Origin of the sequence: Sphingobium fluminis, from assembly GCF_037723805.1 — a bacterium.
Lineage (GTDB): Bacteria > Pseudomonadota > Alphaproteobacteria > Sphingomonadales > Sphingomonadaceae > Sphingobium.
Window position 1 is genome coordinate 1,083,406 of record NZ_JBBJUK010000001.1, and the last position, 13,442, is coordinate 1,096,847.

General features: G+C 64.9%; 16 protein-coding genes and 1 pseudogene. 5 read left to right on the forward strand and 12 right to left on the reverse strand.

The window, feature by feature from the left end; all coding sequences use genetic code 11:
* Window positions 1-19: 19 nt before the first annotated feature.
* The gene (locus tag WG907_RS05655) at window positions 20-172 is read left to right on the forward strand and encodes a hypothetical protein (RefSeq protein ID WP_340231674.1); all 153 of its coding nucleotides are present in this window, start codon (window positions 20-22) and stop codon (window positions 170-172) included.
* Here the strand turns inward: WG907_RS05655 and purU are convergent, their stop codons facing one another.
* The 3 genes from purU to WG907_RS05670 form a co-directional block, all read right to left on the reverse strand.
* Window positions 173-1,042, reverse strand: coding sequence for a formyltetrahydrofolate deformylase (gene purU, locus WG907_RS05660; protein WP_340231675.1), 870 nt, complete (start codon window positions 1,040-1,042; stop codon window positions 173-175). It abuts the gene before it with no gap.
* A 53-nt stretch (window positions 1,043-1,095) separates the two neighbouring features.
* Complete coding sequence (locus tag WG907_RS05665) at window positions 1,096-2,118, reverse strand: 2-oxoadipate dioxygenase/decarboxylase family protein (RefSeq protein WP_340231676.1); 1,023 nt, start codon at window positions 2,116-2,118, stop codon at window positions 1,096-1,098.
* Between the two features lie 72 nt (window positions 2,119-2,190).
* Window positions 2,191-3,213, reverse strand: a complete 1,023-nt coding sequence (locus WG907_RS05670) for an SPOR domain-containing protein (protein ID WP_340231677.1) — start codon at window positions 3,211-3,213, stop codon at window positions 2,191-2,193.
* A gap of 193 nt (window positions 3,214-3,406) precedes the next feature.
* Here WG907_RS05670 and WG907_RS05675 point away from each other — a divergent pair, with 193 nt between their 5' ends.
* From WG907_RS05675 to WG907_RS05685, 3 genes are read left to right on the forward strand one after another with little or no spacing between them, the layout of a single operon-like run.
* Window positions 3,407-4,129 (forward strand): AAA family ATPase, encoded by a 723-nt coding sequence (locus WG907_RS05675; protein ID WP_340231847.1) that lies wholly within the window; start codon window positions 3,407-3,409, stop codon window positions 4,127-4,129.
* A gap of 17 nt (window positions 4,130-4,146) precedes the next feature.
* Window positions 4,147-4,518, forward strand: a complete 372-nt coding sequence (locus WG907_RS05680) for a hypothetical protein (protein ID WP_340231848.1) — start codon at window positions 4,147-4,149, stop codon at window positions 4,516-4,518.
* A gap of 19 nt (window positions 4,519-4,537) precedes the next feature.
* The gene (locus tag WG907_RS05685; protein WP_340231678.1) at window positions 4,538-5,920 is read left to right on the forward strand and encodes an SPOR domain-containing protein; all 1,383 of its coding nucleotides are present in this window, start codon (window positions 4,538-4,540) and stop codon (window positions 5,918-5,920) included.
* Between the two features lie 33 nt (window positions 5,921-5,953).
* Here the strand turns inward: WG907_RS05685 and msrB are convergent, their stop codons facing one another.
* Window positions 5,954-6,403 (reverse strand): peptide-methionine (R)-S-oxide reductase MsrB, encoded by a 450-nt coding sequence (msrB, locus tag WG907_RS05690; protein WP_340231679.1) that lies wholly within the window; start codon window positions 6,401-6,403, stop codon window positions 5,954-5,956.
* A gap of 71 nt (window positions 6,404-6,474) precedes the next feature.
* On the opposite strand from msrB, the pseudogene WG907_RS05695 reads away from it, so the two are divergent.
* Window positions 6,475-6,732 (forward strand): annotated as a pseudogene (locus tag WG907_RS05695) (hypothetical protein); the annotation flags it as partial.
* 3 nt (window positions 6,733-6,735) lie between these two features.
* Here WG907_RS05695 and cobU read toward each other — a convergent pair.
* The 8 genes from cobU to WG907_RS05735 are packed head-to-tail and all read right to left on the reverse strand — an operon-like array spanning window position 6,736 to window position 13,322.
* The gene (gene cobU, locus WG907_RS05700; RefSeq protein WP_340231680.1) at window positions 6,736-7,251 is read right to left on the reverse strand and encodes a bifunctional adenosylcobinamide kinase/adenosylcobinamide-phosphate guanylyltransferase; all 516 of its coding nucleotides are present in this window, start codon (window positions 7,249-7,251) and stop codon (window positions 6,736-6,738) included.
* On the reverse strand, window positions 7,248-8,711 hold the full coding sequence (locus tag WG907_RS05705) for a cobyric acid synthase (protein WP_340231681.1): 1,464 nt from the start codon (window positions 8,709-8,711) through the stop codon (window positions 7,248-7,250). The genes cobU and WG907_RS05705 overlap by 4 nt, the downstream gene beginning before the upstream one ends.
* Entirely contained in the window at window positions 8,699-9,637 is a 939-nt protein-coding gene (gene cbiB / locus WG907_RS05710; protein WP_340231682.1) for an adenosylcobinamide-phosphate synthase CbiB, read from the reverse strand. Before cbiB ends, WG907_RS05705 begins: the two co-directional genes overlap by 13 nt.
* The gene (locus tag WG907_RS05715; protein WP_340231683.1) at window positions 9,630-10,613 is read right to left on the reverse strand and encodes an aminotransferase class I/II-fold pyridoxal phosphate-dependent enzyme; all 984 of its coding nucleotides are present in this window, start codon (window positions 10,611-10,613) and stop codon (window positions 9,630-9,632) included. The genes cbiB and WG907_RS05715 overlap by 8 nt, the downstream gene beginning before the upstream one ends.
* A complete protein-coding gene (locus WG907_RS05720) occupies window positions 10,610-11,329 on the reverse strand; it encodes an adenosylcobinamide-GDP ribazoletransferase (protein ID WP_340231849.1) in 720 nt (239 codons plus the stop codon). The genes WG907_RS05715 and WG907_RS05720 overlap by 4 nt, the downstream gene beginning before the upstream one ends.
* Before the next feature lie 8 nt (window positions 11,330-11,337).
* The gene (locus WG907_RS05725) at window positions 11,338-11,907 is read right to left on the reverse strand and encodes a histidine phosphatase family protein (RefSeq protein ID WP_340231684.1); all 570 of its coding nucleotides are present in this window, start codon (window positions 11,905-11,907) and stop codon (window positions 11,338-11,340) included.
* Window positions 11,908-12,918 (reverse strand): nicotinate-nucleotide--dimethylbenzimidazole phosphoribosyltransferase, encoded by a 1,011-nt coding sequence (gene cobT / locus WG907_RS05730; protein ID WP_340231685.1) that lies wholly within the window; start codon window positions 12,916-12,918, stop codon window positions 11,908-11,910. It abuts the gene before it with no gap.
* A complete protein-coding gene (locus WG907_RS05735) occupies window positions 12,915-13,322 on the reverse strand; it encodes a DUF1636 domain-containing protein (protein WP_340231686.1) in 408 nt (135 codons plus the stop codon). The genes cobT and WG907_RS05735 overlap by 4 nt, the downstream gene beginning before the upstream one ends.
* Window positions 13,323-13,442: the final 120 nt, after the last annotated feature.

A 13,442-nucleotide genomic window follows, 5' to 3' on the forward strand; every position in this document is an offset into this window, starting at 1 on the left:
CCTTGATGAGGAGAAGACGATGACCCGCAAGACCCTTTTATCTCGCAAGCGGCAGCGTAACCGGGATTTGTCCCGAACGCTCGCGCCCCATCCTTCATGGTCCCGTGGAGAACGGGCGACCGGCGGGGTGACGCTCGCGCCCGATGATTTCTGGTCGCGCCTCGGCCTTTGATCAGCTGAAGACCACGGTCTTGCCGCCGTTCAGCAGCACGCGACGGTCGGCCAGCCAGCCGACCGCGCGCGCCAGCACCCGCGCTTCGATATCACGGCCGATGCGGATCATGTCGTCGGCTGTGGCGCGGTGGTCTACCCGCTCGACCGCCTGTTCGATGATAGGGCCCTCGTCCAGGTCGGCCGTCACGAAATGGGCGGTCGCGCCGATCAGCTTGACGCCGCGCTCATGGGCGCGATGATAGGGACGCGCGCCTTTGAAGCCGGGCAGAAAGCTATGATGGATGTTGACGCAGCGTCCGGCCAGTTTGCTAACCAGATCTTCCGATAGCACCTGCATATAGCGCGCGAGGATCAGATATTCCGATCGCGTGCGCGCGAACAGATCGAGCAGCGCGGCTTCCTGCGTCGGCTTGTCGCCATTGGGCGGCAACTCATGATAGGGAATGCCATGCCATTCGGTGATCCGCCGCATGTCGGGATGGTTCGATGCAACGCCCATGATGTCGACTGCGAGCGTTCCCGTCTGCCAGCGGTGAAGCAGATCGGCGAGGCAGTGCGACCCTTTCGAGACGGCGATCAGCATCCGTGGCTTTTCATCGGTGGCGGTCAGCCGCCACGCCATGGCGAACGCGTCGCCCACTGCGGAGAAGTCTATGCGCAACTGATCGGTGCTGCTCGTCATCAGCGGTTCCGTCGCTTCGAACGCGACTCGCATGAAGAATAGCCCCGCCGCGCGATCGGCATATTGCTGGCTGTCGGTGATGAAGCCCCCCCGATCGGCAAGAAAACGGCTCACCGCAGCGACGATTCCGACGCGATCGGCGCAGACCAAAGTCAGAACCCAGGACGACACGAGGGGACTATTCAAAGCGTGGCCTCCAGCATTCAAAGCGAGTGCGTTGCCTTACGCTCTTTTGCTGATCAAGCCTTTAAGTCAGTCGCGCTGGTCATGGCGAAGATGCCGGTGGCGTTGCCGGTATCGAATGCCAGATCGAGAGTGCCGGTCGCCGGGTCGATATCGCGGCTGATGAATTCGTAGAACGATCCTGGGACGCGCCGCCATAGGCCATCTGCAAATTCCCTGTCCACGCTATCGGCCCTGAACGCTGTCTGACGCACGCGGCCGCTTTTCGAAATCTCCAGCTTTTCCTTGATCGGGCGGGCTTGCGCCTTCAGCCGGTCAGCGAGCGCCGCCACGTCCGGCACCCTGTCGGTAGCATGGTTGAACGCATTGCCCTCGGTCGCGATCCAGGCCCCCTCATGGGAGCGGGACAGAAGCAATTCATAATCCGCGATCGCCGGGGGCGCATGATGCCGGCCGAATGATGCGACGATGGCGGGCAGGGCGCACGCCGCTTCTTCAAACGTGACCTGTGCGCCGGCTGAAAACTTTTCCAGAACCGCCTTTGCCTCAGCGGTTAGCGGGTCGCGGCTGGTTTCGAATATGCGGGTCGCGGCTGCCGCGAAGTCGTGATCGAAGCGGTCGATATGAAGCTCGCTGAGGAAAAATTGCGGGATCGTCTCCGGCGCATCGATGTGCCGATAAGCGCGACCGGTCATGCGCAGGCGATCGAGCGGATAGACGGCCGCCATTTCATAGCCGAGCGGCAGCAGGATGCGGGTAAAGGCATCCTCGCCGGGCGGCAGTGCGCCTGTTGGCCCAACAGGCAGCCGGATCGTACGTAATGCGCCATGGTCGAACAAGACCTTGCCGCCGCCTTGCCTTGCATGGGCGACATAGGCGGCGCCACTTGGCACCCTGCGCAGGAGATCATGAAACAGCGCGACGGTCATCGCCATCGCGAATGCGGCGCGAGAGACGGAAGGCCCGGATTCGGCGAGGAGGCGCAGGTCGATGGCCAGGGCGTCCAGCGCATCTCGTCCTTCGCGTTCACCCAGCAGGGCGACGGTCAGCGCAACGATGCTCGCTTCATTCTTCGACATCCAACGGCTTCCTACGGATTTGGTCCCCGTCCAATATAAGCATGATTCCGACCGATGGGAGCCGTGCGATCATCACATCTTCTTGGGCATGCAATCCGATCCGGCCGCTTTGACCGATCCGCACAGTTTCGCCGCCTCGGTGCTGCTGGCCAAAGGGCCTGCCTGGAGCCGGGTGACGTTGCCGCTCTTTACGAGATAAGGCTGATAGGCGGAAAGACCGCGCACCTTGCCGGTCAGGCTGCTCCAGAGTGCGCGGGCGCGGCCATCTTCACCAAAAGCACCAAGCTGGATACGCCAGCCGCCAGATCCGCCGGATGCCGATGCAGTGACCAAAGGCACGGGGCGGGGGGCAGCGGGAGCCGGCTTCGGCCTGGCGACGGCTACCTGCGCCGGCGCGGATTTGACCGGGGCGGCGCGAACCGGTTCGGGAGGGGTGGACGGTCGGTTGATATTCGAGGGCGGCAATTGGGTGGCTCGCACCGAAGAACGCTCGGCAGCCGCCGGCGTTGACGGCGCGGCGGCCGTACGGGCGGCCTGCTGCTCCATCGAGGAGGCGAGCGCTAAACCCTGTTTGCGCTGATCCTCCGGAACGAATTTGTCCATCTGTTGCAGGCTGGTCGTCGCCTGGGTCAGCCCGGAGGAAGCGGCGCGCGTCATCAGCGCATAGGCGCGCACCCAATCCTTGGCGAGCAGATCGCCGTTGAAGAGAGCCGTGCCCACAATATATTGGGCGCGAGCGTCTCCCCTGGTGGAGGAACGCTGAAGATAGGGCATCGCGTTGGTGCGATCGCCTTGCTGGAACATCAACAGGCCAAGATTATCCTCGGCGCGCAAATGCCCCTGCGCCGCGGCTTTTCTGTACCAGTCGAGCGCGGCCGACAAATCGGTCTGAACGCCCCGTCCCAGCTTATAGGCCTGCCCGAGATTAAACTGCGCGTCGGCATCGCCGGCCCGGGCGAGGGGCCCCCATTCCGCCACGGCCTTTCCATAGTCGCCCTGCTGCCATGCGTCGACGCCGGTCTTCACGTCTGCCCGAGCAGGCGCCGAAAGTCCAAGCGCCACGGTCGCCGCCAAAGTCCCCCAGAAAAGCTTCATTCGCACATGCTCCCACCAACTCGCGATCGCATCCCGAAAGAGGCGATTGAACAGCGAATTAGCATAAGAACCGGGTCATTGACACGAAGTTAACCCTGATGCCGGTCGTTATAAAGCCTGCGCCCGGATTAACCAATTTTTAGGCGCGGATGTGGCATTCCTGCCCGGAACTGGATTTTCCCGGGGGATTTGCGTGCGCGTATTGGCATTGGCATCGCAGAAAGGTGGTTCGGGCAAGACGACCTTGTCCGGGCACCTGGCCGTGCAGGCGCAACGCGCTGGCGCTGGCCCCGTGGTGCTGATCGACATCGATCCGCAGGGGTCGCTGACCGACTGGTGGAACGAGCGCGAAGCGGAATTACCGGCTTTTGCCCAGACAAGTGTCGCCCGGCTTGCAGCGGACCTTGAAATCCTGCGGCAGCAGGGTTTCAGGCTGGCCGTCATCGACACGCCGCCGGCGATCACCGTCGCGATCCAGTGCGTCATCTCCGTTGCCGAACTGATCGTGGTGCCGACCCGGCCCAGCCCGCATGACCTACGCGCCGTCGGAGCGACGGTCGATCTATGCGAACGCGCCGGTAAGCCGCTGATCTTCGTCGTCAACGGCGCAGCCCCCAGGGCGCGGATCACGTCCGAGGCCACTATCGCCTTGTCTCAGCACGGCACGGTTGCGCCGATCACCGTTCATCAGAGAACCGATTTCGCCGCATCGATGATCGACGGGCGGACAGTGATGGAAGTCGATCCCAAGAGCCGTTCCGCTACCGAGATCGATCATCTGTGGACCTATGTGTCCGACCGGCTCGAAAAGAATTTTCGCCGGACGGTTTTTTCAGTGCCCCAGGGCAGCGTCGGTGTCGCTGTCGCCGCTCGTCCCACCGGCGGCGGCTTTGGCCGTCGTGTGATGAGCGAGTGATGGGCGAAACACGCACTATGGTCGAACCCAAGCCCCTCGCCTCGCTGACCTCCGGCCTGCTTGCCCGCAAAGGCGCTGCGCTGCCGGCCATGCGTCGTCCGGTGCTGGGTTCCCCCTGCGCGTCTGCATCAACGCTGCAAGATGATCTTGGCCGAAACGATATGGATTTCAATGATCTGGCCGCGATTGCCCGTGCGCCAGCGGGCCGCAAGGCGGCCTTCACGCTCCGGCTGGATGCCGATCGGCATTCCAAGCTCCGTCTGGCCAGTGCGATCGAAGGGCGTTCCGCTCAGCATATCGTTACGCAGGCGCTCGACATTTTCCTCAAGGCCCGGCCGGAAATCGACCGGATGGCTCAGCAACGGGCGCGCAAGAGCGCAAGCAAGTGAACGAAGGGTGGATATCAGCATGAAGCGCACGACATTTGGAAAAGCCGCGGTAGCATCGCTGCTCGTCGCGACGACCATGGTGGGTTGCAACGGTGCAGCCTTCCGCCCCAACACAGCGGCAGTGGTTCCCGAAAAGGAAGCTCACAAGCTTGCCGCAAGGGCGGAGAAAGCATTGGCCGCGCGGGACGCGGCGGGGGCCGTAGACGCCGCCGAGGCCGCTGTTCGCGCAGCGCCGGATAATGCCGCCTACCGGCAGATATTGGGTCGCGCCTATGTCGCCGGCGGGCGTTTTGCTTCGGCCGAGACATCGCTGACCGACGCCATGACATTGGGCAATGGCGATTCCCGCACTATTATCAGCCTGGCGCTGGTGCAGGTGGGACTGGGCAAGAATGATGCAGCCCGGGCGTTGCTCGCCGCCAATATGGACAAGGTTCCGGCCGCCGATTATGGGCTTGCTCTCGCGATGGCGGGCGACGCCGAAGAGGGCGTCCGCATTCTGTCCGAGGCGATCCACGACCCGTCCGCCAGCGCCCGCACGCGCCAGAATCTGGCCTATGCCTACGCGCTGGCCGGTCGCTGGAAAGATGCGCGGGTGCTGGCCGGCGAGGATCTCGATCCGCTCGCGGCGAACCAGCGGATCGCGCAATGGGCGATGATGGCCGATCCCGCACTCGCGCCGCAGCGGGTCGCTGTGCTCATGGGTGTCACAATCGACGCAGCCGACGCCGGCATGCCCGCCGCGCTGGCGCTTGCGCCCTCGGGTTCGGCCGTCGCGCTGGCGGAAGCCGGGCCGGCCATTCCGCCGGCGCCTCCGATCGACGCAACATATACGGCGTCCGGGCCGCAGACTGTGGTCGCCGATCCCGCCCCGCCGATCGCGCCCGCTATCACAGAGACGGCCGCACCGGTTCCCGTCATTCGCGCTTCCGAACGGCCGGTCCGATCGGCCGCCGCATCGAAGACCCGGCCGGATTTCATCACTGAAGGCCGCGGGGCAAAGCCCGCAAGGGCGCTCGTGATCGCGCCGGTCGCAACGAAACCAGCCGCCAGGATCCAGCAGGTGGCCCTGATCAGGCCCGTTACCGGCAATGCGAGCAACTGGGTCGTCCAGCTTGGGGCCTATGAATCGGCGGCCATCGCCAAAGAAAAATGGATGAGCATGGCCCGTGTCAATGGAACGCTCGCCGGCTTTCCGGTCCTCACCAGCCAGGTGACGGTCAAGGGCAAGCCATTCCATCGCCTCGCCATTAGCGGCTTTTCCAGCCGGGCGGACGCCGCGACCCTGTGCCATTCGGTGCAGGCGCAGCGAGGCAAATGTTTCGTGCGCGAAAGCGCGCCGGGAGCGACCCCGCAGCGCTGGGCCGTCGCAACTAAAGGACGCCAGTTCGCGTCACGTTAAAAGGCGGGTGGGGCCGCATCCGGCGGCCCCGCCTTACCCGATATTGTCGACCTGCGGCAGGTATGCGCCATAGCCCTGCGCCTCCATATCGTCGCGATGGACGAAGCGCAGCGACGCCGAGTTGATGCAATAACGCAGCCCGCCGCGATCGCGAGGCCCGTCTTCGAAGACATGGCCAAGATGGCTGTCGCCATGGGCTGACCGCACTTCGGTACGGACCATTCCAAGCGAGGAATCGCGTAATTCGGCGACATTGGCGGGTTCGACCGGCTTCGTGAAGCTGGGCCAGCCACAGCCGGACTCATATTTGTCGCTACTTGCAAACAGCGGCTCGCCCGAGACGATGTCGACGTAAAGGCCCGGTTCCTTGTTCGCGAGCAACGCGCCGGTGCCGGGACGTTCGGTGCCGCTTTTCTGGGTAACGTAAAATTGTTCGGGCGTCAGCTTTTCGAGCGCCTCGGGAGTCTTGCGATAGTCTGTCATGGGATACTCCTTGCGCCGCCTATATGGGTTAGACGCATCGACGATACCAGCGGGACGACGAGACGGTAAAGATGGCGAAGAAGCGGCGATATCTGACGGCGACGCTCGCCGATGGCTATGTCAAGACGATCGGACCGACCCGTGACCCGTTCACGCATTATTGGCGGATCGTTGCATCCCTCGAAAATGGCAAGACCGAAGTCTTCTGGGGTCATAGCCGCTCGCTGAGAGAGGCCAAAGGCAAGCGCGCCGCGCTTGAAGAGGCTGCCCGGAAAAGAGGCTGGACCGGCTTCGTCTTCGAGGTCGTCGAACTGGTCGAGCAGCCCGCCAGACTATTTGAGGCGAAGCGGCAGGCCGGCCGCGACGAACGTCACTTCGTCCACCGCCGCCGCAATCGCCTGATTGACCCGGCCCGCTTCGTCGCGAAACCGGCGGGCCAGCGGGTTATCGGGAACGATGCCGAGCCCGACTTCATTGGCGACGAAGATCAGCGGCCCCGGCGCGCGGGTGGTGGCCGAGACGAGCAGTTCCGTGGCGACGATGATGTCCTGGTCGGCCAGCAGCAGGTTGGAAGTCCATAAAGTCAGGCAGTCGATCAGCAGCACGTTATGGGGCTGGCTGTGCCGGTCGATAATGCTCGCAAGGTCGACGGGCGCTTCTGCCGTTGTCCAGCGCGGCCCGCGATCGGCCCGGTGCAGCGCGATTCGATCCGCCATTTCCTCGTCGAATGCCTGTGCCGTCGCGACGAAAACGAGGTTGCCTTCCAGCGCCTCGGCGCGTCCCTGCGCATAGCCGCTCTTGCCCGATCGCGCGCCGCCAAGCACTAGCAGTGAGGATGCGACAGTCATGGGCTGGATGCCTCTCGGGAAAGAGCGACGAGCGCACCGACGTCGACATGTCGCTCGATGGCGAGCGCGATCTCGTCGAGCGCCCCGTCGACCGAGGCGTGATAATCGGCGCCGCCGCCCTGCGCGCCCAGCCGGCCGAGCAGCGCCTGGCGTTGGGTGGGATTTGCCAATATGCCGTGGGCATAGGTGCCCATGACCGCCCCGTCGGCACTGACTGCGCCATCGACACGGCCATCGTCGAAGCGAGAGAACGGGCGGCGCGTGTCCGGACCGACAGTCACTCCCACATGCATCTCATATCCCTCGAATGACGCGCCAAGTGCTTCACCGTGCACGGGCTTGAGCGTTTTTTTCGGCGTCAGCATCGTCTCGACATCGAGCAGCCCGAGGCCGGCGACCTCAGTAGGCTGCCCCTCGATCCCCTGTGGGTCGGCGATCGTGCGGCCGAGCATCTGATAGCCGCCGCACAGGCCCAATATCATGCCGCCACGACGATGATGGCCCAGAATGTCGATGTCCCAGCCCTCCGCCCGGATCGCCGCAAGATCGGCGATGGTCGCTTTCGAGCCGGGCAGGATGACCAGTGAGGTTTCGGCGGGGATGGGCCTGCCGGGCGGGACCATGACGAGATCGACGGCAGGTTCGAGCTTGAGCGGATCGAGATCGTCGAAATTGGAGATGCGCGGCAGGATCGGGCAGGCGATCAACAGGCGGCCGGTCGCGCGATCCGGCCGCCGTTCGAGCACCACGGCATCCTCGCTCGGCAGGCGGGCGGTCGCCGCCAGCCAGGGCAGGACGCCGAAGCCGCGCCATCCCGAAAGCGCCTCGATCTGGCGATAGCCATCGTCGAACAAGGCGGGGTCACCCCGAAACTTGTTGATGATGAAGCCCCTGATCATTGCGGCGTCGGCCGGGTCGATGACGGTTTTGGTGCCGACGATCGCGGCGATGACGCCGCCCCGGTCGATATCGCCTACCAGCACCACAGGCATGCCCGCCGCGCGCGCGAACCCCATATTGGCGATGTCGCCCGCGCGCAGGTTGATTTCGGCGGGGGAGCCTGCGCCTTCCACCACCACGATGTTGCAGGATTGAGCCAGGCGGCGATAGCTCGTCATCACCTCATCGATCAGTGCGCCGCGCGCGGCTCGGTAATTGCCCGAGCCCAGCGTGCCGCGGAGCTTGCCGTGGACGATCAACTGAGAGGTCCGGTCAGCCTGCGGCTTGAGCAATACGGGGTTCATGTCCGTATGCGGCGCGACGCCGCATGCGATCGCCTGCAACGCCTGCGCGCGTCCGATCTCGCCCCCATCAATGGCGACCGCGGCATTGTTGGACATATTCTGCGGCTTGAACGGACGCACGACATGGCCACGCCGGACAAGGGCGCGGCAAAGGCCGGCGACCAGCACCGACTTGCCGACGTCCGATCCCGTCCCCTGAAGCATCAAAGCGCCCATGCGATTCCTCCCGCGATGAGCCACAGGGCAAGGCAGGCGCGCAAATATACGGCGAGCCCGCGGGCGATGTCCTGCGCGGTTGCTCGCTGGTGCCCGTCGCCGATCCACGGCTTGTCCGCAATCACACCATCATAGCTGATCGGGCCAGCCAGCCGCAGGTCGAGCGCGCCGGCCATGGCGGCTTCGGTCCACCCGGCATTGGGCGACGCATGTTTGCGCGCATCGCGCCACATCATCCGCCAACCGCCGGGCGCAACGAGGCAGAGTAAAGTCCCCCCCAGGCGCGCCGGCACGAGGTTCAGCAGATCGTCGGTGCGTGCGGCGGCCCAGCCAAAGGCGCGCCAGCGTTCTTCCTTATGCCCGATCATGCTGTCGGCGGTGTTGATAGCCTTGTAAATCCACAGGCCCGGCAAGCCCCCGACGAGCAGCCAGAATAGCGGCGCGGCGACGCCGTCGCAAAAACTCTCGGCGAGGCTCTCGATAGCGGCGCGAGCAATGCCGGCTTCGTCCAGTTCCGCCACGTCGCGGCCGACGATCATGGCGACCGCTTTGCGGGACCGGTTGAGATCTCCGGTCGCTAGCGCGCGTTGCACGGCGCGGACATGATCGAAAAGGCTGCGTTGGGCAAGGCCAACGGCTGCCAAAAGCGCGCAGGCGATCCAGGCTCGATCGCCCAGGATCGCGGACGCGATATGTTGGAGCGCGAGCGCGGTTCCGCCGACCAACACGACCAGCGAGACCATGGTGAGGATTCCCATGGCGCGCCGGACGGCGAAATGCGCGGTGGGCCGGTTCCACCATGTCTCGCACCGCATTATGATGGCCGCGAACAGTCCGACGGGGTGGCCGACACGGCGATATAGCCGATCGGGCCATCCGACGAGGGCTTCGATCATCAGTGCTGCAAGGGCGACCGGCTCAGCCATGGGCCAGCGCCCGGTCGAGGCGAAGGCGCGCCTCCACTGTGCCGGGCAATCCGATACGCAGCCATCGCGGGTTGTAGTCGAAGGGCCGCGTCAGGATTGCCTGAGCAGCAAGCCGTTCGAAGATGGCACCGGCTTCACCGGTTTCGATCAGACGGAACAGCGGGCATTTGCCCGCCGAGCGCAGGCCGTACGAATCGAACAGGGCATCGAGTGCGGCCGCCTCCGCCGGCAATTGCTCGCGCATTGTGGCGATCCAGGCCTCGTCCCGATAGGCGGCCGTCCCGATGGCGATGGCGGCAGCTGACACCGGCCATGAGCCGAGCAGGGTCCGTATCTGCGCGACTAGTGAGACGGGACCGATGATGAACCCAAGGCGCAATCCTGCAAGGCCGAAATATTTGCCGAACGAGCGAAAAATCAGCAGTTTGCGGTCATCCGCGACATGGGCGGCCAGACTGATGCCGGGGTCGGCATCGGCAAATGCCTCGTCAATCACGAGCCAGCCATGTAGCGCTTCCTGCCGATCGAGATGCGCGAGCAGGGTCGCGGCATCATGCTCTATGCCGTCAGGATTGTTCGGGTTGGCCAGCAGCAGGATGCCGCCAGATGCCGGCGTTTCATCAGCGGACGCCAGCGGTCTGGCGTCAGGAAATATTTCGGCATGGGTACGATAGGCGGGCCAGCCATAGCGCGCCGGGCCTGGTAGCAATCGGCCCAATAAGCGCAGCCCGATTTCGGTGCCGGGCAACGCCGCGACATGAACGGGATCGACGCCGAAATGACGAGCAGCCGCGCGTTCCAGATCCCGCAAGTCGCGCTCTTCTGGCAGGCGTCGCCAATCGATGTCCATGCTGTCCGCGCCCGGCCAGGCGTGCGGGTTGATGCCGGTCGACAGGTCGATCCAGGGCTCCGGCGCGGCGGCATACCGGGCCTTCGCCTCGGACAGCTGCCCGCCATGGAATGTCAACGGGTTCATGTCCACCGCACTCCGGCGGTCGCGGCCAGCAGCAGCCCGGTCTCGACCAGCTCGATCCCGGCACCATGGCCGTCGCCCGAAATGCCGCCGATCGTCCACCGAACATGACGGCCCCAAAGAAAGAGCAGAAACGGCGTCATCAGCAGGGCCGGACAGGCCCAAACCGCGCCAGCCAGCACCGCCATCCACAGCGCGATGTCGACCGGCCGCACGGCATCGCGAAATCGCGAGGCCAGACCGGCATGGAGCGGCGGCAGCCAGCGGGTCCAGACAAGCGGCCCGATGCGCGCGCAAAGCGGGATCAGGATGAGCGCCAACCACGCCTGCGCGGTGATGAAGGCGTGTAGCAGGACCAGCTTGGCGATGAGTTGCATCGCTATGGCGACCACGCCGAAACTGCCGACATGCGGGTCCGCCAGCACCGCGAGCAGCCGGTCGCGATCCTTGTGCGCCGCGCCGCTCGCATCGGCAAGATCGGACAGGCCGTCGAGGTGAAGCCCGCCCGTCACGCCGACCCACATTGCAAGCGCGATCATGGCACCGGTCCACTGATCGAGATGAGCGACGATCCAGCCGCTGCCAGCCACCGACAAGCCGATGATCAGCCCGACAGCGGGGAACCAGCGCATCGACGCGGCGAATTCCGGGTCGGTCGCTACGAAGGAAGGCGTGGGCAGCCGGGTAAGAAATTGCAGGGCCAGCAGAAAGCCCCGGATCGACGCCATCATGAATGAAGCGCCACGATTTGAGCCGTTTGTGGCGATCCGGGCCAAATCTGGAAGCTGAGGCGCGCGCTGTAGGGCAATGCGAATGCCCATGATCGCCGCTGATCGAATCCGCAGAGAACGCCGAGTGCCGCTCGCATCGCCCCGCCATGGGTCACGACTAGCGTATTTTTTGGGGCGAGATCGGCAAGAGCGGCCGCCACCCGATCCACGAGCGCGGACCAGCGCTCACCGCGCGGGGGCGGATTTTCGTCGGGATCATCCCAAAACGCGCCGAGCGTGGCGGCATCGATATCCTGTGACGAAAGCCCGTCCCAATCGCCGAAATTCAGTTCGCGCCAGCGTGGATCGACAGCGACCGGCAGGGCGCGGTCCCCGGCAATCGCTGTCGCTGCATGTTGGGCGCGACGGAGGTCGGAACTGACGATATGATCGATATCGAGATTTAATGCCTGCGCGCGGCAGGACTCGATCCCCGCTGCGGTTGAAGGGATATCGCTATGTCCGATCATCCGCCCCGCTGTTTCGGGGGCGCCATGCCGCAGGAGATGAAGGATGACAGGGGTCATCTAACCAGCCGAAACGGCGGCCTGTGCGAAGGTCGCCATTTGCGCGTGCGCCGCCAGCGCCGAGCGGACCAGGTTCGCAGCTACCGCCGCGCCGCTACCTTCACCAAGCCGCATGTCCAGATGCAGTAACGGCACAAGCCCCAGCGCATCGAGCAGGCGCGCATGACCCGGCTCCGCCGAGCAATGGCCCGCCAGACAGTGCACTATGACACGGGGTGCGATAGGAGCGAGCGGCGCGAGCGCCGCACAACTGATGAAGCCGTCAAGCAGGACCGGCACATGCAATTGGCGCGCGCGTAGCACCGCGCCGGCGATCGCGGCGATTTCGCGTCCGCCGACCCGGCGGAGCGTCTCGAAGGGGGTTAAGGGCGCCGTTCCATGGAAGGCGAGGGCCGCGTCGACAACGTCGATCTTCCGGCGGATTCCGGCATCGTCGACGCCCGTGCCCGGTCCCACCCATGACGCGCCGTCACCACCAAGACTGCGGGCGCAAAGCGCCGCCGCCGCCGTCGAGTTGCCGATGCCCATCTCGCCGACCACGAGCATATCAAGATCGGCGTCGACGCTGGCCGCGCCCGCCGATAGCGCCGTCAGGCATTCGCTTTCCGACATCGCGGGTGCGCCGGTGAAATCGGCGGTCGGCCGATCGAGATCGAGCGCGACAATCTTCAATTCCAGTCCGGCGGCCCCGGCAAGCGCATTGATCGCCGCGCCGCCTGCTTTGAAGTTCCCGACCATCTGCGCCGTGACGTCTGCCGGAAAGGCGCTGACACCGCGTCCCGTGACGCCATGATTGCCCGCGAAGATGACGGCGCGACCATGCTCGACTCTCGGGATGGGACGCGCCTGCCAGCCGGCGAAGAAGATCGCGATATCCTCGAGCCGACCCAGCGACCCGGCCGGCTTGGTGAGTTTCGCCTGCCGATCGCGCGCCTGCGCGATCGCGCCTTCGTCTGGACCGATGTCTTCAGCGAGCGCGGTTTCGAAATCGGTGACTGTCGAAAAGCTCATTCCGCGACGAACCCCGGCGGCGGCGTCCGGGTGATGAAATGCCCCTTCACGCCCGAGGGCCAGTTTGCGAACGGCACGCGGCCATGGTCGCTCGCGGCATAATGGACGGCATAGTCCAGGATCGCTCGGGCGGCCTCGTCATCGGGCGTGAAGCGCCCAAGCACATAGCCGACCTTGCCCGGCGCGCGCAGATGCACCGTACAGAAATCGCTGCATGCGAACAGGCAGGGCATCTCCTGAACGGCAATATCGGCATAGCGAGGGTCCGAGGCCTTGACCGCATGGAGCGCCGAGACGAGTTGAGCGCCCCCACGTTGCCCATCGGCGCGTTCCTTTGCCTCCGACGAATGCCGACAGGTGTTGCAGGCGACGATCGCGGGACCGTCATCGACCGGTTTGAGCATTATCGCTCACCTGAAGCGGCGAAAAGGCTTGAGAACAGGATCATCGAACGGGCACCCAGACAATGAGGCCATGTCTGCGGGGCCATGCTGTTCGCAAAGGCGCGCCCAGCATGGCCTGCG